The organism is Streptomyces sp. NPDC040545 (genome assembly GCF_055595065.1).
Window position 1 is genome coordinate 49,833 of sequence record NZ_JBVIWA010000023.1, and the last position, 18,765, is coordinate 68,597.

An 18,765-nucleotide genomic window follows, 5' to 3' on the forward strand; every position below is an offset into this window, starting at 1 on the left:
AGGTCGCATTTCGATCAGTGACTCTGTGTGCGCTCCTTCTCGTCCGCTGCCCCGCCGGCCCCGACGAGCCCCTTGGACACACCGCCCAGACGCGGCTCGAAGCGCTTCATCTCGCGCTGCCCGACCGTCGCGATCATCCCGGGCAGGTAGCCGCGCATCCCCTGCATGCCGCGCAGCCACCACTGCGCGTACACGTGCGGCGAGCGCCGCTCGATGCCCGCGACGATCCGGTCGACGGCCGGTCCCAGCGGGTACGTACGGTTCGACGGCCACGGCAGCCGCTGCCTCAACTCCCGCATGACCTCGTCCTGGTCGGCGCCGCGCACCATGTCCGTGTCGGTCCAGGAGAGGTAACCGACGCCGACCTTGACGCCCTTGTACCCGACCTCCGCGCGCAGGCAGTGCGCGAAGGCCTCGACCCCGGACTTGGAGGCGCAGTAGGCGGTCATCATCGGCGCCGGGGTGATCGCGGCGAGCGAGGCGATCTGGAGGAAGTAGCCGCGGCTCTCCATCAGTACGGGCAGGAAGGCGCGGGCGGTGACGGCCCCGCCGATCAGGTTGACCTCGATCACCCGGCGCCAGGCGTCCGGGTCCGAGTCGGCGAACGGCCCGCCGGCGGCCACGCCCGCGTTGGCGACGACGATGTCCACCTTGCCGAAGCGCTGCTTGACCTCCTCGGCCACCCGGGCCATGGCCTCGTGGTCGGTGACGTCGGCGTACCAGTGGTCGCTGTCGGTGTGCAGCCGCTCGGAGACCTCCTTGAGGGCCTCCGGCTCCAGGCCGACGAGCGCGATCTTCGCGCCGCGGGCCGACAGCTTGCGCGCGAGCAGCTCGCCGACCCCCCGGGCGGCGCCGGTGACGACGGCGACCTGGCCTTCCAGACTCCTGCGAGCGCTCACGGCGTCTTCTCCTTCACGGTGGTGTCGAGATCGGTGGTGCCCAGGTACAGCCCGGCGAGCTCGCGCAGGGCGCCGGTGACGGCCTCGGGGGCCTCGACCGGGGTCATGTGCCCCATGCCGGTGAGCTCGGTCAGGCCCACGCAGTTCGGCAGCGCGGCGGCGAGCCCGCGGGCGTGCACGATCGGGGTGAGCCGGTCGGCGGTGCCGCCGATGACGGCGGTGGGCGCCGTGAGGCGGGCCACGTCGGCGTCGAGGTCCAGGCCGGCCAGCACCTGGGACCACGCGTGGCGCACCCCGGTGGGGCAGGCGTGGACGATACGGGCGCACGCCTCGACCTTGTCGGGCGCGGAACCGGGGCCCATGGTGGCGTACTTGAGGACCTTCCGGGCGACCGGCGTGACCGGCCCGAGGGGGGCGCGGGAGCCGAGGACCGCGCGGGTGACGCGGGTCCGGACGCGCCCGGCGCGCACCGGCAGGACCAGCGCCTCGGAGACCAGCCGGGAACTGCCGGTGCTGCACAGCAGCACGGCGGCGGCCCGCTCGGCGAACTCCGGGCGGCCCGATGCAGCCATGATCGTCATTCCGCCCATGGAATGCCCGGCGACGACCGCCCGCTCCCCGGGGGCGAGGGTGGCCTCCAGGACGGCCACCAGGTCGTCGGCGAGCGCGGTGGTGCTGTGCCCCGCCGCCCCGGCGGCGGGGCTGCGCCCGTGCCCGCGCTGGTCGTAGGCGACGACCCGGTGGGTGGCGGCCAGGGCCCTGATCTGCGCGGCCCAGAAGGCGGTGGAACAGGTCCAGCCGTGGGCCAGCACCACGGCCGGCGCGTCCTCGTCCCCGTGGACCTCGACGTGCAGACGGGCCCCGTCGGCGGATACGGCGACGAGCTCCCGCCGCGCGACGGGCGGGGCGTAGGGCCCGGAGGCGACATGCGTCAACCGGCTCACGCGACGTCCTCCGCCTCAAACCCGGCCCCGCCGGCGTTCGAGGCGCCCTTGTCAGCCTCGCCGGCGTTCGAGGCGCGGGGCTCCGGCAGCGGCGCCGCACCGGCCCCTACCGCGGCAGCCGCGACGGCCACCGGGACCCGCTCGCGCTCCCCCACCCGCAGGACCTCGTACTCCGCCAGATCGACGCTCCGCGTCTCCCGGCGGAACTCCCCCGTCGTGCCCGGCCAGACCGTCGTGTTGCGTCCCTGCGCGTCCAGGTACCAGCTGGTGCAGCCGCCGGTGTTCCACACCGTCCGCTCCATCCGGGCCTGCACCTGCCGGTTCCACCGGTTCACTGCGGACGGCCGGGCGCCGAGCGCGACCTTCCCGCCCAGGCTGCTTCCATCGAGGAGGGCGAGCTGCCGCAGGTAGTCGGCCATGTAGTTCAGCTGCGACTCGATCATCAGGATCATCGAGCTGTTCCCGAGTCCGGTGTTCGGCCCGATGATCGTCATCCAGTTGGGGAAGCCGGCGGCGGTGGCCCCGCGCAGCGCCTGCATCCCGTCCTTCCAGGCGTCCGCGAGGGTCTGGCCCTCCGTGCCCACCACCCGGTCCGCGATCGGCAGGTCCGTGACGTGGAAGCCGGTGCCGAAGATGATGGCGTCGACCTCGGTCTCGGTCCCGTCGGCGGCGACCAGCACCGAGCCGCGGATCTCCTTGAGCCCGGAGGCGACCAGGTCCACGTCGGGCCGGGCCAGGGCCGGGTAGTACTCGCTGGAGAGCAGGATCCGCTTGCAACCGATCCGGTAGGAGGGCGTCAGCTTGGCGCGCAGGGCCGGGTCCTTGATCGAGCGCGCCATGTTGGCCTTGGCCAGGGACTCGATGAGGCCGAGCTGGTTCGGGCGCTTGGTGAAGGCGCTGACCTGGAGCTCCCGGATCCCCCACAGCAGCCCGCGCCGCGCAGCCCGGGTGAAGGGCAGCTGGCGGTGGAGCCAGCGCTCCACGGCGGTGATGGACCGGTCGGTGCGGGGCATGACCCACGGCGGGGTCCGCTGGAAGAGGGTGAGGCGCTCCACCTCGGGGGCGATGGCCGGCACGATCTGGATGGCGGAGGCGCCGGTACCGATCATGGCGACGCGCTTGCCGCGCAGGTCGTAGTCGTGGTCCCAGCGCGCGGAGTGGAAGACCTTGCCGGGGAACTCGGCGAGCCCGGGGATCTCCGGCATCTTCGGGTCGGACAGCGGCCCGGTCGCGGAGACGACGACGTCGGCGGCAAGCGATCCGGCCGAGGTCTCGATCTCCCAGCGCAGCTCGTCCGCGTCCCAGCGCATCATCCGCACCTCGGAGCCGAGCCGGATGTGCGGGCGCAGTCCGAAGGTGTCGGCGACGTGCTCCAGGTAGGCGCGGATCGCCGGCTGCCCGGAGAAGGTCCGCGGCCAGTCGGGATTGGGGGCGAACGAGAACGAATAGAGGTGGGAGGGCACGTCGCACGCGCACCCGGGATAGCTGTTGTCGCGCCAGGTGCCGCCGACCGAGTCGGCCCGTTCCAGTACGACGAAGTCCGTGATCCCTTCGCGCCGCAGCCGTACGGCCGCGCCGAGTCCGCCGAATCCGGACCCGATCACCGCCACCCGTACGTGCTCGCGTCCGCCCATGCCACTCGTGCCACCCATGCCCGCCGCCTTCCGCTCATCCGCAGTCCCAGCCACGCAACGCCCGCAACGCACCGCACCGCACCATCGAAACACTGCCAGCAATCACTGGCACAATCGGGAGGGTAGAGCAGCCCCGTACCCATGGGTAGGGGTCCGACCCGGAAAGTTACTGCCGGTACGCCATAAGGTGCGTCTGTGGCGAAGGAAGAGACGCGAGCGAAGACGGTGCGCGAGTACCGCACGGAGGAACTGGCCGAAGCGGCCGGCATCCCGGTCCGCACCCTGCGCTTCTACCGCGAGCGCAAACTGCTCCCACCGCCCCGCCGCGAGGGGCGGATCGCCTGGTACGACGACCATCACCTGGCCCGGCTGCGCACCATCGCCGCCCTGCTGGAACGCGGACACACCCTCGGCGGCATCGCCGAGCTGACCGCCGCCTTCGAGAGCGGCCGCGACGTGAGCCAGCTCGGCGAGCTGCTCGGCATCGGCTGGTCCGAGGAGACCCCGGTCCGGCTCACCCCCGAGGCGCTGGCCGACTACTTCGAGGGCGAGGTCACCCCGGAGAACCTGGCGGCCTCCCTGGACCTCGGCTACGTCGCCGTGGACGGCGACACGATCGTGCACGTCAGCCGCCGCCTGCTGGACGTCTCCTCGGCCCTGGTCCGCGAGGGCGTCCCGCTGGCGGCCGTCCTGGAGACCGGCCGCCGCGTCCGCGAGCACGCGGACGCGATGGCCCTGCTCTTCACCGAGCTGATATCGGCCCACATGTCACCGGACGCGCTCACCCGGCTGCGCCCGCTGGCGAAGAGCGTGGTGGAGGCAGAGCTGACGATGGCGATGGACCGCCTGCTGGCCTCCGGCACGGACTCCGGTCAGACACCCAGCCCGTAGACCACGGTCACGGGCGCGTGGTCGGACCAGCGCTCGGGGTGCGTCTCGGCCCGCTCCACGAAGGCCTTCACGGCCTTCGCCGCCAGCCCGGGGGTGGCCACCTGGAGGTCGATCCGCCAGCCGGCGTCGTTGTCGAAGGCCCGCCCGCGGTAGGACCACCAGGAGTACGGCCCCTCGGTGTCCGGGTGCAGTTCCCGCACGACGTCGACGTAGCCCGCCTCCGCGTACACCTTGCCGAGCCACTCCCGCTCCTCGGGGAGGAACCCCGCGTTCTTGCGGTTCGTCTTCCAGTTCTTGAGGTCGGCCTCCTGGTGGCAGATGTTCCAGTCACCGCACACCACGACCTCGCGGCCGTCGGCGGCGGCCCGCTCCTTCAGCGCCGCCAGGTACGTCAGGAAATCCCCCATGAACCGGTACTTCTCGTCCTGCTTCTCCGTCCCGGCCTCACCCGAGGGCAGGTAGAGGCTGGCCACGGTCACACCCGGAAGGTCGATCTCCAGGTACCGCCCGGCGGTGTCGAATTCCTCACTGCCGAACCCGACCTGCACGCGCTCGGGCGCCCGCCGCGTGTAGAGCGCGACCCCGGCCCGCCCCTTGGCGGCGGCAGCCGCGAAGACGGTGTGCCAGCCCGCGGGGGTCCGGACATCGGCCGGGATCTGCCCCTCCTCGGCCCGTACCTCCTGCAGGCAGACCACATCGGCGTCGGATCCCTCGAGCCACGCCCCGAAGCCCTTCTTGGCGGCGGCGCGGATCCCATTCACATTCACGGAGGTCACTGTGAGCATCCCAGCACCATAGCGGGAGGGTTCCGTACGATATTCGAATGTCTCACCGGATAGACCTCCGCACCGTGCCGTACGACCACCCGGACGCGGTCGAGCTCAACGACCAGGTCCAGCTGGAGTACCAGCAGCGGTACGACGGTGAGGGCGACGCCACCTTCCTGGACCCGGCGATGTTCGCCCCGCCGCACGGCCTGTACCTGCTGGCGTACGACGCCACGGGCACCCCGGTGGCGAGCGGCGGCTGGCGCACCCAGGACGAGAACGACCAGGGCTACGCGGACGGCGACGCGGAGCTCAAGCGCATGTACGTCGTCCCGGAGGCCCGCGGCCTGGGCCTCGCCCGCCGCATCCTGGCGGTCCTGGAGGCGGACGCCCGCGCGGCGGGCCGCCACCGCATGGTCCTCGAAACGGGCGACCAGCAGCCGGAGGCGATAGCCCTGTACCTCTCCTCGGGCTACACCCTGTCCGCGAAGTTCGGCCACTACCGCTTCTACGACTCCAGCCGCTGCATGACGAAGCCCTTGACCGAAGCCTGACCCGCTCACGCCTTCAGCCCCGCCGACGCCTTCCAGCCCCGCCGGCGTTCGAGGCGCGGGGGCCCGGGGGCAACGGCGCCGCACCCACCCCGCCCCGCCACACACGCCCTTCCAGCCCCGCCGGCGTTTGAGGCGCGGGGGCCCGGGGGCAGCGCCCCCGCAACGGCGCCGCACCCGCCCCGCCCCGCCACACCCCTACCGCGGGAGCCAGACGGCCCGGTCCGTCCCCCACCGGGACGGCCCCACCCCCCACTCCCCGAAGGGACTGGCGGCGTGCCGCAGCACCCCGTACCCCGACGGAGTCACCCGCAGCCACGCCTCCGCCGCATACCCCGAAGCCCCCGCCCCCGCTCGGGAGAGCCCCCGCACCAGCCACGACCCCGTCCCCGCGAGGGAGAACCGCAGCCCCCGCCCGCCCCCCTCCGCCAGCGCCCGCAGCACCCCGGCCGCCACCAGGTACCCCGTCCCGTGGTCCAGCGCCTGCGCCGGCAGCACCCCGGGCCTCCCGTCGGGCCCGGCACACGCGGCGGCGATCCCGTACCCCGCCTGCACCAGCGAGTCGAACCCCCGCCGCCCCGCCCACGGCTCCGCCGCCCGCCACCCCCACGCGCACAGCTCGGCCACCACCAGCCCCGGCCACCGTTCCAGCAGCTGCCCCGCCCCGAGGCCGTACGGCTCCAGCGCGCCCGGCCGGTAGCCCGTCACCACCACGTCGGCCTCGGCGAGCAGTCCCTCGAAGACGGCCCGGTCCCCCGCCTCCGCCAGGTCCAGCAGCGCCGAGCGCTTCCCGAAGCCGGTGTCCGCGTACGCGTCGTCCGCCTCCGGCAGCCGCGGCGGGTCGATCCGCAGCACGTCCGCCCCCAGCAGCCCGAGCGTGCGCGTGGCGACGGGCCCGGCGATGACCCGGGTCAGGTCCAGTACCCGTACCCCCGTGGCGGGCCGGCCGGCCGGGGCATCGCCGAGGGTCCGTCCCCGCGCCCCCGTCGCACGTACGGGCTCCACCAGCGGCTGCGGCTCCCCGTAGTCCCGTGCCACGGCGACGGCGAGTCCGCCCGCCCCGTACACAAGCTCCTGCACCTCGGTGGCCGTCCGCCCCCCGGCCGCGGCGCGCAGCGCCTCCGGTGTCGCCGAGGGCAGCCGCAACGCCCGTACCAGCGCGGCTGCGTGGTGCGGATAGTTGGCGTGCGTGCGCACCCAGCCGTCCGACGTCCGCCAGAAGCCGGACAACGGCGCGAACGTCACCGGTGTGCGCCCCTCGACCCGCAGGTGCCGTTCGCTGACGAACGCCGTCGCCACCGCGCCCTCGTCCACCACCGGCGGAGCCGCGTCCTGCGCCCCGCCCCCGGCCCGCACCGCGGCCAGCTCGGCCGCGGCCAGCCCGCACACCCCGACGGTCGCGCGCGCCAACTCGGCCACCGCGAGCGGCCCTTCCCCCAGGTCGCCGACTCCGCCGTAGCGCACCCGCCCGACGAGCTCGGGCGCCCCGCCGAGCGCCTCCCAGGCCTGGGCCGTTCCGCTGTCCCGCTCCTCGCCGAGTGTCATGAACCCATGATCACCCACCCCGCCCGGTCGGTCCTCGAGCGCGTCACAGCTCGCTTCTCACGGAAGCGGGCGGCACCTTCATCGACACCTCCGACAACTACGCCTGCTGTACGCGCACATCATGGACGAGAACACCCCGCTGGAGGAGACGTGCGCCGGCCGCGGCGGCCGGCGTACCCGGCTACGAGGTGCTCCAGCGCCACCACAGCTCCCGGACCGGCGCACGAGGCTCGACGCGGCCCGCTGACCCCTTGTCAGTGGGCGCCTCTACAGTTCTGTCGTGCCGAACTCCTATACGACCTTGTGGACCGACGCCCTGTGCCGAGAGCTCGAACGCACGGGCCGTACGGGGCAGCGCCTCACGATGCTGTTCGGCGGCCCGCACCAGTCGCTGCCGAGCTTCGTACGGGCGGGGGTCCGGCCCGGCGACACCGTCTTCCCCGTCCGGGCCTTCCGCAAGCGGCTCCACGTGCTGGGAGCCATGGAGGTGTCGCGGATCATCCCCTACGCGGACGCCGGGGCCGAGCTCCACGACGACGACTACGCGAAGCTGCTGGACTGGCGGACGCTGAAGGCGGGCTGCGTCACCGAGGTGCTGCTCGGACCGCCCGGTTCCGCGCTCGGATTCGACAGGGCCGTCCCGGCCGATCTGCTGGGACGGCTCACGTACACCTCCCGCCGCGGTGAACGCACCCTCAAGCACGTCGTGGACGGCGAACTGGTCCGCTCCGTCAGCGTCCAGGGCATCTACCGGCTCGCGACCGACTCGGCCGCCGAGCTCCGCCGGCTCGTCCTGGAGCACGGCCGATGACCGGCTGACGGTGCGCGGGGCCGCTCGCTCGACGCCGGCAGCGGCAGCGGCAGCTCCGAGGCCGTCGGGGGCGGGACCCCGGAAACGCCGAGATCCCGCCCGGTCTTCCGACCGGACGGGATCTCGTGACGTTCACGAGAGCTACTCGCGAACTGTCGTCTGTGGGCTGTTCACGAGTGGGTCTGGCCAGGGGCGTACGAAGCGCTTGGATCACTTCCCGTGGCCGGGAAGATCACTTCCCGCCTCTGCAGGTGGCTGGGTGTCGGAGGTGCGGACGACCTCTACGGTTCCCTCACCATGCCAGCCGGCATGTGCCACGTGATCCACAGCGCTGGCTGCCCCTCTGCAGTCCTCCAGGTGAAGGCGTGCAAGCCTCACTCCAAAGGGCGGCTGTTGTGGCTGATCCCCAGTCCCTAGTTCTCCGTGCCACCAGCCCCAGCGCAGGCCCGGCACGCGATTCCCGTCGCGTACCGGGCCTGCGCTATTGCCGTCAAGGAAAGGGCCGACCGGTCTGCACGAAGTCAGGCCTGTTCCCAGGGCGTGGGAACGGGGCGGCGATGCCACCACCAGCCGACCGAGGTCTGTTCTGCGGACGCGCCGGCCAGTTCCCTGCGAAGGCTTCCCGACGGGTCTTCCTCTGTCGCAGCGGCAAACTGCCTGTCCAATTCCTCCAGGGCCTTATCGAGCAGCTCGGTTACCTCACGAGGCAGGCGGGCACTGATGCCGACAAGCGCGTCGCGGGCTTCCAACCGTTCTCGATAGAGGTCGGCCGGATACCAGCCCGACGGAGCCCATCCGGATTCCATTTGCCTGATGACTCGCTCCCACACGACCAGCTTGTTCCTCGCGGACCAGATGGGGCTGCCGACGCCGTCGTCGAGGGAAAGCCGCACCAGATCCGAGGCAGCCCGCCGCACTCTTTCCACCGAGGACGCGAAGGCCTCCGCCACGGGGGTGTCCGGCCGCTGTTCCCGTACAATCTCGGCGAATCTCGTCACAGCAGCCCGGGGGAGCTGAGGCACCGGCGCCTCTACGGCAGGGATCATGTAGATGGGGGGCTCGTCGTCGGAGAATTCGAGCCGGGCGCGAGTGAGAAGACCTTCTGGTGTGACTGCCCAGTAGGCGCTGGGGGGCGCCTCCTCAGCGGGAAACAGGACTGTCGTCGCCACTGCTTTCGCGAACTGCGCGGCGAGGTCGGGCTCAAGCGGCTGATCAGGGACCTGCCCCTGGGCACAGATGTCCAGCGACCAGGCCACATCACCGCGGACTGCCCGGTATTCGCACGAGACGGGCGCATCCCAGTTCCGGAGTTCGAAGTCGCCGTCGGAGTCGGCCACTTCCACATCGCCGACCGCGACGCCCAGGCACCCAGCAAGGGCGACGGCCATGCTTTCGGGGCTGACGGCGTCGACGGTAAGAAGATTGTAGGTCACTGATACGTCCCATTATAGATAGCCAGGGCTTTCTCGACGACGCCTGGGTTATTGGTGAATCTCGGATGCTTGGTCAATTGCGGCGCGGCGCCAAGGTCTCCTTTCGCTTTGGCTATCTCCTTCAGTGCAGCGTACTCGTTTCTGTCGAGTTTCACGATACCTGGACCGGAGTCCGGGTAGACCGTTCCCGATCGCTCCACGCCATAAGTGCGCCCGTTTATCTCATAACGGTCGGTCTGGTCGTTGTATTTCGCTTTACCGCTGGCGATGTCAGCTATGTCCTGGGAAACGGATCCCTGCTGGCCCCGCAGGATGACACTGTTGTCCGATTTCACCTCGCCACTTGCTGAGCCCGAGACAGTGTGCCGCGCATTGGGCGTCTTGAGCTCCTTGCCTGCGGCCGGCCCTACGAGGTCGCTCGGCGCTGGCCAGGGACCTCGACCGGGGCCGGACCCGCCAGCCGACCCGGAAGGCGTCCCCGTACGGAAGGCGTACGGATCGCCGCCCGGGAGACCCTCGGGGAGCCCAGCGAAAGCAGTACGGGGCCCACCCATGCCATTCATCAGGCCTGGAAACAGCCCAGCAAGTCCGCCGCCTTCCTGGGCCAGTTGGAACGCCTTTCCGGCGCCGCCGAAGGCTCCGCCGGTGAGGGCTCCGTAGACTCCGGCGTCTTGCACCTCGTCGAGGTTGAATCCAGTCTGGAGGCCCGTGGCGATCTTGAGCGGTTGGGCGACCGCGAGGTCGACGGTGACGGATTCGATACCAGCGATGGCCGCGGTCGCGAAGACAGTGCCAGCAATGGTGGCGACCTCCGTCGTCAGCGCCACACCCACGGTCGCGGCCAGTTCGACGATGGTGGCAGTGGCTGCCGCCGCGGCGACTTCGGTGGCTCCGAGGGTGAAGAACGCCAGGGCCGTACCGGCGACGATGACGGCGCCGGCGATCTCCAGCTCACGGTCGAGTTTCTTCTTCGCGTCAGCCACAGCGTCGGCGTACTTGTCGATCCCGTCCGCCAGCGAGCGGGGGCCATCGACGAGGTCCTGCAGCCACCCCTTCTTGTCGCTGTAGTAGCGAGCCCAGAAGGGGTCTGCGAACGCGGAGATCGCCTCGCCGGAGTTGTTGTGAATCAGCGTCTGCGCCGCCTTGTTGGCAGCTGCCGCTATGTCTTCCATGTCGTCGGCGAACGTGCGCCAGGCGCTCGCGATATTGCGCAGTTTGCCGACGTTGCCCGCGGGCCACTCGATTCCGGTGACGTCAGTGACGATCTCCCGGACCTTGTCACCGGTACTCACTCCTGGCGCCCCGGGCCGTCGGGGCCCCCATGGGCCGCGGGCACAACCTTGCGGAACATCGCCCCGACCAGAGCGTCGTTCTCTATGTGCCCGTCCGCCATGTCGGTCATCGCCGTGTGGATGCTCGCCAAGCCGTCCTTGATGATGCCTGCGGAGTTCTGGATCCGATCGACGATCGGCCCGTACTTGTTGTGAAACTCCTCGCCCGGGCCGTCATCCCCCCACGCGGCCCCCGCTTTCGCCAACGACGCACGAAGCGTGCCCAAGGCCGTGCCGAGTGCCTCGCTCTGGTCGTGGAATGTCGGTGCTGTCGCCTTCAGATCAGCCGTTTTGATGTCAAGGATCTTGCCCTCGTCGCTCACTCGTGTCCCCTCCCGTTGCACTCGCGGCCATATGACCCTAACTACGGCTGAGCGTTCACGACTGCAGGGAGCGCAAAGAACCAGCAAAGATCAACTTGCACCGTCGACCGTCTGGTGGAGCAACGAACCACCGGGCAGCCACATGCTGGGCCTCAGGCGGATCTGCTCCAGGAAGTCGTACACGTCTGTGCACTCCTGCCAGTGCTTGGCGGTGCTCTGCGGGCTGTCTTCGGTCGGCATGTGCTGAGCCTACGGCTCGGACGGGAGTTGTCGTCTGGCGAAGGGGTGCGAGCGCAAGGCGGGCGGGCGTGGTCGTTTGGGGGCATTGGCGGTCACCCTCTGCGATCTTGTTGGCGCTGCCTCTAGGTTTGGCTGGGGCTTCGAGTGCCGCGAGGTCCGCTGTCGGCTGCGGGGTGAAGGCAGGGCCGGGATGACGTCGCTCTTCGATCGCCTGGATGCGGAAGAGGCCATTGTGCGCGGTGAGTTGTCCGCGCTTCGCGAGAAGGTCGCGGTGGCCGAGGAGCGGCTGGTGCACTTGACGATCACGCGGGAGACGCTGATTTCCCTCGTCGGCGATCAGGACGACAAGCCTGGGCCGGAGGCCGACGAGCAAGCCGCAGGTGGCGAGCCTTCGTCGGGCGGCGGCACTGAGTTCACAGCTGATGGCACCGAGGAGCCTACTGAGAGGCCCACGCCTGCGGGGCCTCTGGAGTGGGAGGTCGCGCGCGAACGGATCCTGGTTCTGCTGGCGGGGGCGGGGCGGGCGATGAAGGTGCAGGACATCGCCGCGGCGATCGGCGAGGACACCTCGAGCACCTTGAACGGGCGGCGGGTGGAGACGACCCGGTCCCGGCTGAAGCGGCTGGCGAAGGAGGGCCAGCTGGTGGAGGGCCCGATCGCATGGTTCGCGATTGCCCCGGCGGCCGGCGAGAGCGGGGAGGAAGGGGCCGCCACGGGGTGAGCGAGACCGCGAGCGCGCGGTATTGAGGGTGGCACCGCCGAGGGTTCAGCTCGGCGGTGCCGGGTTGCGTGACCGCCCAGGCAAGGGCGGCTTCCGCATGTCCGAGCGTAGTAGAGGCTCTCTCCGCTCGGCGTCCGGAGCCACGAAGTTCGTCATGCCCGTTCGCTGTTTGGCGTTTCCGGGCGCGGATCGAGGCTCAATGCGTTCTGTTCCGTTCGATATCGATGCTGTCCGGCCACAGCGTGGTGTTGGTGAAGTGGGCCAGGCGGGCGACGGTGGCCACGTCGGGCCAGGACCGTCCGGCCAGCAGGTCGGCGATGGCCTGGCGGTTGACTCCGGAGCCGGCCGCGGCCGCCCGCAGGCTCAGCCTGTGCCCGTCGAGGGTCTGACCGAGGGTTCGGGCGATCTGGCGGACCGCGTCGGCGGCTGGGTCGGCGCTGGCCTGCTCGGGCCAGGCTTCCCGATCGTCGGTCAGCTCTCGAGGGGAGCGTGCGCGGGCGCGTCCGCCGACCATGCGCGCACCACCTTGTCTGTTGAAGTCGATCAGCTGTGGAATGGCTGCTTGTCCAGCCGGTATGCATGGACTGTGGTCCTTGATCCCGAGACTTCGGCGAAGATCACTCGGTATCGGCCGAAGCACGTGCCGCCAGCCTGGGTGGACCTCGCGCCGCTGGTGCGGTCGGTGGTCGCCGCCGTGGTGACTGCGGTGCCTTACGACGTGGAGAGGCTGCTTCATGTCACCGGGCGGCTGGCGCTGTGGGCGGAAGCGGCCGGTCTGGAGCGCGATCCGAACGAGTGGTTGCGCAACGAGGTCATCGACGCGTTCGTACTCTCCCGCGCCGGTGACATCAAAGGGTCGTCGGTGCGGACCTACCGGACATGGCTCTTGCGGGTGCGGGACGCTCTGGCCTGGAGCGAGCGCGGGGAAGCGGCCCCGGCCCGCATGCATGCAGAGACCAGCCCGCATCAGCCTTACAGTCGTGCAGAGCTCGCAGGCTTGCGGCACTGGGCCATGCATCTGCCTCGTCAGCAGAAGACCGATGCCCTCTCGCTTCTCGGTCTCGGTGCCGGCTTCGGACTGACGCCACGGGAGATCGCGGCATGCCGAGGCCAGGATCTGCGGCGGCAGCGTCCAGGCGGTCCGCTGTTGCACACATCCGTCGACCGTCTGGTTCCGCTCGTCGCCCGTGCCGCCTGGGACGGGGTTCTCGGGGAACTCGCAGATCACATGGGCAGCGGGTACCTGTTCCGACCTCGCCGCACCACCGAGTACTCCAAGAACCTGATCGGCTCCTGGCCGCTCAACCATCGGCCGCCGGACGGCCTGCCGATGGTGTCGGCGGGCAGGGCGCGGGCGACGTGGATCGTCGAGCTGATGACGGCGCGGATCGATCACCATCTGATCGCCCAGGCCGCCGGCCTGGCGTCCGCCGCGTCCCTGGCCCGCTGGCAACATCACGTGCCACCTCTTGATCACGCCACTGCCGCCCGGCTTCTGCGCGGGCCTGAGGCATGACCGCAAGGCCCCGGCCCTGGCAGAAATCGGAACGGATCAGAGGATGCCGACCCCGGCCGGTCACCGATGCTCCGGCGGAGATCCCGGACTCCAAGGTGGGACAGCTTCTCGCCCTGCTGGAGAACTCCGGGGCCCTCGATCTGATCGCCCTCGAACTCGCCGATCGCCCCGGACCCAAGGGCCTGCCGGTCCGCACCGTGCTGGTCGGCGTGCTGCTGTCCCTGCACTACCACCGCAGCGCCACCCTCGCCGACGTCTGCCGGGTCCTCCTCGATCAACTGCGGCCACCAGCCCGTGCCTGGTTGGAGGTGCCCGACCCGGCCACGGTCGACGTTCACGGCCGGCACGCGTTCACGCGCCGGGTCTACCGCGCGTTCGACCGGCTCACCACCGCCCTGGACCCCCATCGCTGCGACCGGCGACGCCGCTTGCCAAAGGTGGAGGCTCTGCAGGTGATCGCAGCGTGGGAGGAGGAAGCAGGAGCCGAGCAGGTCCGCCGTCGGCAGGTGTTGCAGGAGATCAGCGACCGGCTGGTCCTGGTCACCGTCCAACTCGCCCACCAACGCGGCCTCTTCCGCGGCTGGCGAGGCGACATTGGTATCGACACCACCCCGTTTCCCGCATGGCACAAGCCCCACCCGGACTGGAAGAACCTGTCGTCGGTCGAGATCACGGCGGGCTGGCATCACTGCGGCGGCTCCAGCGACGGCATCTTCGGGCACTCCACCACACTGGTGGTCGCTGGTTCCCGGCGGCACCCCGCAGGACACCCCCAGGCAGGCAAACGCGTCAGCCGGCACCCGCAACTCGCCCTCGGCGCCGTCCTCGACACCCCCGGGAAACGGATCGGCCCGAATGCCATCAACAGCCTCACCAGGCTCGTCCCGTTCGGGTTCCCCACCGGGTTTCTGGCCGCCGACCGCGCCTACACCGACCAACAGACCGAGAACTTCGCCGCACCGGCCCGCAGGCTCGGCCACCGGCTCGCCCTCGATTACAAGCAGGACCAGAGAGGCGTCCAGGGCACCCACGAGGGAGCCCTCCTCGTCGACGGCTCCCTCGCCTGCCCGGCCATGCCCCACGCGCTCGCGCACGCGACCATCGGGCTCGGCGACGAGGCCGTACGCGATCTCGCCAACGACCCTGCCCTGCAAAACCAGATCACCCAGCGGGAGCCGTACTTCCTCAAAGTCAAGGAATCCGCCGACCCGCGGGGCGCTGTCCGCTACCAGTGCCCGGCCGCCGGGCCTTCCCCCTCTGTCGCCTGCCCCCGTTACAACCAGGTCCACCGCATTCCGCCGCAGAAGCCGGCCGTCGTCGACCTGACCAATCCGCGATCCGCTCAAGCGCACCTCGCGGCCAAACCGACCGTCCCCATCCCTCAGGCCGAACGGCTGCGGCCTCCGCCCAAGAACGAGCTGCCCAGAATCTGCCGGCGGCCCACGATCACCGTCCGGCCCGGCGACCTCGGCATGATCGACAAGTTCCGTCAGGACCGGCACTACCTCCACCCCACCTGGCAGGACGTCTACCGGCCCCAACGGGCCAACATCGAAGGGCTCAACGGCCGCGCCAAGACCCACGGGATCGACATCTCGGACCCGTCCAAGCGGCTCGCGCATGGACGCGTCGCCCAGGCGATCCTCCTCGCCTTGATGATCTGCTCCGTGAACTTGGCCATCCTTCACAGCTGGCACCAGACCACCGGCACGCTGAGCGTCCTCACCGGCGTCGGCACCGACGTCACTGCCTACGACCACGAGAACCGCAGCCCCATTCCGGCCGGCCTCCCGCCGCCAAGAACACGGATGATCCAAACGAACACCTGAGAACCGGCATCACGAGCCGCGAGCGGTCATGCCTCCAGACGGTCGGAAGCGTCGCATCCACGCGAACCACCCCCAGGAATCCCCTTCACCCCGTCCCTGGCCAGCCGAGCAACCGGGCCGGGCAATCGGACACCGTCTCGAACACACCCCACAAACGCCGAGATCCCGCCCAGCCTCTCGGCTGAACGGGATCTCGTGACGATTCTTGAGAGCTACTCAAGAACTGTCGTCTGTGGACCTGTGGGGATTTGAACCCCAGACCCCCTCGATGCGAACGAGGTGCGCTACCAGACTGCGCCACAGGCCCTTGCGACGTGTGAAACATTAGCATCCCCGCGCGGGTGCTCCAAAACCGATATCCCGGAGCGTCCGCGCAGGTCACCGATCACTCGTTCGCGGCGCGCGGGCGGTCTTCGCCCTCGTACTGGTCGAACAGCGGGGTGCGGCCCTTGCCCTGGCCGCGCGGGCGCGGGGTGGTCTGGGGCTTCGGCTCCGGCTTGGGGGGTCCAGGCTGGGCGCGCAGCCGGGGTTCCGTCGGCTCGGCCGTGCTGGAGCGGGTCGCGCTCCAGGCGTCCGGAGCCGCCGGGCCCGTGGCGCGGGGGGCCACCGGGGCGGTCACGTACGTCGGCAGCGGGACCGGGACCGGCTCCCAGCTGTCACCGCGGGCGGGGCCGCGTTCGCGCTCGCGCTGCTGGTCCACCCACTCGGCGTGGTCGGTCTGTTCGACCAGTGCGCGCCGTCCGGCCTCCTGCGGGGAAACCGGTGGCGCAGGGTCCGGTTCGGTGCCCGCCGCGGCCTCGGGCTCGCGGCGGCTCGGGCGGTTCTCCCGCAGCTGCCGCGCGGCCGCCTCGGCGCGCCGCCGGTCCATGGTGAACTCGTAGCGCCGTCGCTCCTGGACCCGCAGGTGCACGATGTACGTGCTCAGCAGCAGGGCGGGAACGGCCGGAGCCCACAGGTAGTGCAGGCCGCCCACCGCGGCGACGACGGCGCCGAGCGTGAAGACGAGGAAGAGGAGTGCGGTGGTGCGCCGGCGGCGCGCGAGGACCTGGAGGCGCTGTTCGCGCCGGGCCCGCTCCGCCCGCTGCTCCCGCTCTGCGGTGGCCGGTCTCGGCTCCGCCCTGGTCGGGGGCACGCCGAAGGCCCGGGCGTCGGCGTCGACGGAATCAACCGTTTCCGTCGCGGCGTCCGGGTCCGCGTGGGGCTCCGCCTGCTCGTCACCACGCTCACGCAGCCCCTTGGCGTAACGGCGCTCCATTCCCGCCCGGCCGGAAAGCAGCCGAATGGCAGTGGAGAAGCGTTCCGTCGGACGGGCTTCGTTCAGCTCGTCCTGCCTCCGGAGCCACATGGGCACCAAGTAGGCGGCCCAGGCCCCGACAATGACTGCGTAGATGAGGCCGCTGCTGCTCACACCTCACACCGTAGAGGGGCGCGGCCGAGGGGATCGGCCAATTGGGCCGGTGTGTCGCGCGATCTCGCTGATATCACGGACTTTTTTTGTGATTCTTCGGATCAGGTTATGGGCGAATCGGTTACGCGAGGGCATTAATTCGAACAGATATTCGTTTATCGGTGGTCCGGGCGGTCGCCCGCTATTTCGGCGGGGACTGCGAGTGGCGCGCGCGGTGCCAGCGGCGCAGCAGCCCCTCCGGGACCTCCTCCACCGTCACCGCGTAGACGAGGTGGTCGCGCCAGGCGCCGTCGATGTGCAGATAGCGCGGCCGCAGCCCCTCCTCACGGAGGCCCAGCTTCTCCACGACCCGCCGGCTCGGAATGTTCTCGGGGCGGATGCACACCTCGATCCGGTGCAGGCCGACCTTCCCGAAGCAGTGGTCCACCGCCAGCGCGACCGCCGTCGGCATCACACCGCGGCCCGCCACCTCGCGGTCCACCCAGTAGCCGATGTGGCCCGCGCACATCGAGCCCCAGGTGATCCCGGCGACCGTCAGCTGGCCCACCAGCCGGCCCTGGTACTCGATGACGAAGGGCAGCATCCGGCCCGCGTTCGCCTCCGCCCGCAGATGGCGGACCATCTGGCGGTACGTGGGCCGCTGGACCACCGGCCCCCACGGCGCGGGCGGCGGGATCGTGGCCTCCCACGGCCGGAGCCACTCGCGGTTGCGCCGGTTGACCTCGCGCCAGGCCTTCTGGTCCCGCAGCTTTATCGGCCGGAGCGTGACATCGCCGTCCGACAGGACCACCGGCCAGGTCGGGCCGTTCAGCTCGTGCTCCCGGAGGGTGCCGCCGGTCTGGGGTGGTCGCCGCCCCGCATCTGGTCCACCGCGTGCGGCAGGACGCGGGCCAGGACGGCGAGGCCGTCGCGCACCCCGCCCGTCGAGCCGGGCAGGTTGACGATGAGAGTGCGCCCGGCCACGCCCGCCAGGCCCCGGGACAGGGCCGCGGTCGGCACCTTCGCCAGGCCTTCGGCGCGGATGGCCTGCGGGATGCCGGGAATCTCGTAGTCCAGCACCCGCGCGGTGGCGTCCGGGGTGCGGTCGGTCGGCGAGATGCCGGTCCCGCCGGTGGTCAGGATGACGTCGTAGCCGGCGGCCACGCCCTCGCGCAGCGCCTGCTCGACGGGATCGCCGTCCGGGACGACCCGCGGGCCGTCCACCGTGAAGCCGAGCTCCTCCAACGCCCCGGCCAGCAGCGGGCCGCCCTTGTCCCCGTACACGCCCTGCGAGGCCCGGTTCGAGGCCGTGACGACCAGGGCCCGGCCCAGCGGCTGCGCGGGGCCCACCGACTCGGCGGCGGCGCCGTGGGCGTGGCCGGGGCCGTGGGTGTGGGTGTGGCTGTGGACCTCGCCGCCGCGCGGGGCGTTCACGAGCGCGCCCAGTCGCCGGACTTGCCGCCGGTCTTCTCCTCCACCCGGACGTCCGTGATGACCGCGCCCTTGTCGACCGCCTTCACCATGTCGATCACGGTGAGGCCGGCGACCGCGACCGCGGTCAGCGCCTCCATCTCGACGCCCGTGCGGTCGGTCGTCTTCACGGTGGCGAGGATCTCCACCGCGTCGTCGGCGACCCTCAGGTCCACCTTCACGCCCGAGACGGCCAGCGGGTGGCACAGCGGGATCAGGTCGGGGGTCTTCTTCGCCCCCATGATCCCGGCGATGCGCGCGGTCGCGAGGGCGTCGCCCTTGGGGACGCCCTCGCCGCGCAGCAGCTCGATCACCCGCGGGGCGACGAGTACCCGTCCGCTGGCCCGGGCCGTCCGGGTGGTGACGTCCTTCCCGGACACGTCGACCATCCGGGCCGCCCCGGCCTCGTCGATGTGGGTGAGCCTGCTTTCGGTACTCATTGCTGCGCCGCTCCGCTCTGGGCTCCCGGGGAG

At 71.0% G+C, this 18,765-nt stretch carries 20 protein-coding genes and 1 tRNA gene; 6 read left to right on the forward strand and 15 right to left on the reverse strand.

The features are described from left to right. Positions 1-14: 14 nt before the first annotated feature. The 3 genes from ACZ573_RS32485 to ACZ573_RS32495 are packed head-to-tail and all read right to left on the reverse strand — an operon-like array spanning position 15 to position 3,477. Positions 15-899 (reverse strand): SDR family oxidoreductase, encoded by an 885-nt coding sequence (locus ACZ573_RS32485; RefSeq protein ID WP_030717092.1) that lies wholly within the window; start codon positions 897-899, stop codon positions 15-17. Beyond that, positions 896-1,843 carry an alpha/beta fold hydrolase gene (locus ACZ573_RS32490; RefSeq protein ID WP_471311241.1) on the reverse strand — a complete coding sequence of 316 codons (948 nt, stop codon included), beginning with the start codon at positions 1,841-1,843 and terminating at the stop codon, positions 896-898. The genes ACZ573_RS32485 and ACZ573_RS32490 overlap by 4 nt, the downstream gene beginning before the upstream one ends. Next, on the reverse strand, positions 1,840-3,477 hold the full coding sequence (locus ACZ573_RS32495) for a flavin-containing monooxygenase (RefSeq protein WP_471311361.1): 1,638 nt from the start codon (positions 3,475-3,477) through the stop codon (positions 1,840-1,842). Before ACZ573_RS32495 ends, ACZ573_RS32490 begins: the two co-directional genes overlap by 4 nt. A gap of 195 nt (positions 3,478-3,672) precedes the next feature. Here ACZ573_RS32495 and ACZ573_RS32500 point away from each other — a divergent pair, with 195 nt between their 5' ends. Further along, positions 3,673-4,368, forward strand: coding sequence for a MerR family transcriptional regulator (locus ACZ573_RS32500; RefSeq protein ID WP_471311244.1), 696 nt, complete (start codon positions 3,673-3,675; stop codon positions 4,366-4,368). On the opposite strand, the gene ACZ573_RS32505 is transcribed toward ACZ573_RS32500, so the two are convergent. Beyond that, on the reverse strand, positions 4,350-5,153 hold the full coding sequence (locus ACZ573_RS32505) for an exodeoxyribonuclease III (protein ID WP_471311247.1): 804 nt from the start codon (positions 5,151-5,153) through the stop codon (positions 4,350-4,352). The genes ACZ573_RS32500 and ACZ573_RS32505 overlap by 19 nt on opposite strands. A 38-nt stretch (positions 5,154-5,191) precedes the next feature. Here ACZ573_RS32505 and ACZ573_RS32510 point away from each other — a divergent pair, with 38 nt between their 5' ends. Beyond that, positions 5,192-5,689, forward strand: coding sequence for a GNAT family N-acetyltransferase (locus ACZ573_RS32510; RefSeq protein WP_471311250.1), 498 nt, complete (start codon positions 5,192-5,194; stop codon positions 5,687-5,689). A 195-nt stretch (positions 5,690-5,884) separates the two neighbouring features. Here the strand turns inward: ACZ573_RS32510 and ACZ573_RS32515 are convergent, their stop codons facing one another. Beyond that, complete coding sequence (locus ACZ573_RS32515) at positions 5,885-7,231, reverse strand: CoA transferase (protein WP_471311253.1); 1,347 nt, start codon at positions 7,229-7,231, stop codon at positions 5,885-5,887. 280 nt (positions 7,232-7,511) lie between these two features. Here ACZ573_RS32515 and ACZ573_RS32520 point away from each other — a divergent pair, with 280 nt between their 5' ends. Further along, positions 7,512-8,042, forward strand: a complete 531-nt coding sequence (locus tag ACZ573_RS32520) for a hypothetical protein (protein WP_471311256.1) — start codon at positions 7,512-7,514, stop codon at positions 8,040-8,042. Between the two features lie 521 nt (positions 8,043-8,563). Here the strand turns inward: ACZ573_RS32520 and ACZ573_RS32525 are convergent. The 4 genes from ACZ573_RS32525 to ACZ573_RS32540 form a co-directional block, all read right to left on the reverse strand. Beyond that, entirely contained in the window at positions 8,564-9,475 is a 912-nt protein-coding gene (locus ACZ573_RS32525) for a hypothetical protein (protein WP_471311259.1), read from the reverse strand. Continuing rightward, entirely contained in the window at positions 9,472-10,767 is a 1,296-nt protein-coding gene (locus ACZ573_RS32530) for a WXG100-like domain-containing protein (protein ID WP_471311261.1), read from the reverse strand. Before ACZ573_RS32530 ends, ACZ573_RS32525 begins: the two co-directional genes overlap by 4 nt. Continuing rightward, complete coding sequence (locus ACZ573_RS32535; protein WP_471311264.1) at positions 10,764-11,129, reverse strand: WXG100 family type VII secretion target; 366 nt, start codon at positions 11,127-11,129, stop codon at positions 10,764-10,766. Before ACZ573_RS32535 ends, ACZ573_RS32530 begins: the two co-directional genes overlap by 4 nt. 90 nt (positions 11,130-11,219) lie before the next feature. Next, positions 11,220-11,369 carry a hypothetical protein gene (locus ACZ573_RS32540; RefSeq protein ID WP_471311266.1) on the reverse strand — a complete coding sequence of 50 codons (150 nt, stop codon included), beginning with the start codon at positions 11,367-11,369 and terminating at the stop codon, positions 11,220-11,222. Between the two features lie 190 nt (positions 11,370-11,559). Here ACZ573_RS32540 and ACZ573_RS32545 point away from each other — a divergent pair, with 190 nt between their 5' ends. Then, positions 11,560-12,090 carry a hypothetical protein gene (locus tag ACZ573_RS32545; protein ID WP_471311268.1) on the forward strand — a complete coding sequence of 177 codons (531 nt, stop codon included), beginning with the start codon at positions 11,560-11,562 and terminating at the stop codon, positions 12,088-12,090. A gap of 196 nt (positions 12,091-12,286) precedes the next feature. On the opposite strand, the gene ACZ573_RS32550 is transcribed toward ACZ573_RS32545, so the two are convergent. Next, on the reverse strand, positions 12,287-12,604 hold the full coding sequence (locus ACZ573_RS32550; protein WP_471311271.1) for a helix-turn-helix domain-containing protein: 318 nt from the start codon (positions 12,602-12,604) through the stop codon (positions 12,287-12,289). Positions 12,605-12,676: 72 nt separating this feature from the next. Between ACZ573_RS32550 and ACZ573_RS32555 the strand changes: the two genes are divergently transcribed. Both ACZ573_RS32555 and ACZ573_RS32560 read left to right on the forward strand, forming a co-directional pair. Next, entirely contained in the window at positions 12,677-13,606 is a 930-nt protein-coding gene (locus ACZ573_RS32555) for a hypothetical protein (protein WP_471311273.1), read from the forward strand. Positions 13,607-13,701: 95 nt separating this feature from the next. Continuing rightward, the gene (locus ACZ573_RS32560) at positions 13,702-15,435 is read left to right on the forward strand and encodes a hypothetical protein (RefSeq protein ID WP_471311277.1); all 1,734 of its coding nucleotides are present in this window, start codon (positions 13,702-13,704) and stop codon (positions 15,433-15,435) included. A 233-nt stretch (positions 15,436-15,668) separates the two neighbouring features. Here the strand turns inward: ACZ573_RS32560 and ACZ573_RS32565 are convergent. From ACZ573_RS32565 to moaC, 5 genes are all read right to left on the reverse strand, one after another. Next, positions 15,669-15,742 (reverse strand) — tRNA-Ala (locus ACZ573_RS32565). Positions 15,743-15,820: 78 nt separating this feature from the next. Continuing rightward, positions 15,821-16,843 (reverse strand): divisome protein SepX/GlpR, encoded by a 1,023-nt coding sequence (gene sepX / locus ACZ573_RS32570; RefSeq protein WP_471311279.1) that lies wholly within the window; start codon positions 16,841-16,843, stop codon positions 15,821-15,823. Between the two features lie 181 nt (positions 16,844-17,024). Then, positions 17,025-17,633, reverse strand: a complete 609-nt coding sequence (locus tag ACZ573_RS32575; RefSeq protein ID WP_471311282.1) for a GNAT family N-acetyltransferase — start codon at positions 17,631-17,633, stop codon at positions 17,025-17,027. A 17-nt stretch (positions 17,634-17,650) separates the two neighbouring features. Next, positions 17,651-18,172 carry a MogA/MoaB family molybdenum cofactor biosynthesis protein gene (locus tag ACZ573_RS32580; protein ID WP_471311363.1) on the reverse strand — a complete coding sequence of 174 codons (522 nt, stop codon included), beginning with the start codon at positions 18,170-18,172 and terminating at the stop codon, positions 17,651-17,653. An 80-nt stretch (positions 18,173-18,252) separates the two neighbouring features. Next, complete coding sequence (gene moaC, locus ACZ573_RS32585; RefSeq protein ID WP_030012065.1) at positions 18,253-18,732, reverse strand: cyclic pyranopterin monophosphate synthase MoaC; 480 nt, start codon at positions 18,730-18,732, stop codon at positions 18,253-18,255. Positions 18,733-18,765 lie beyond the last annotated feature (33 nt).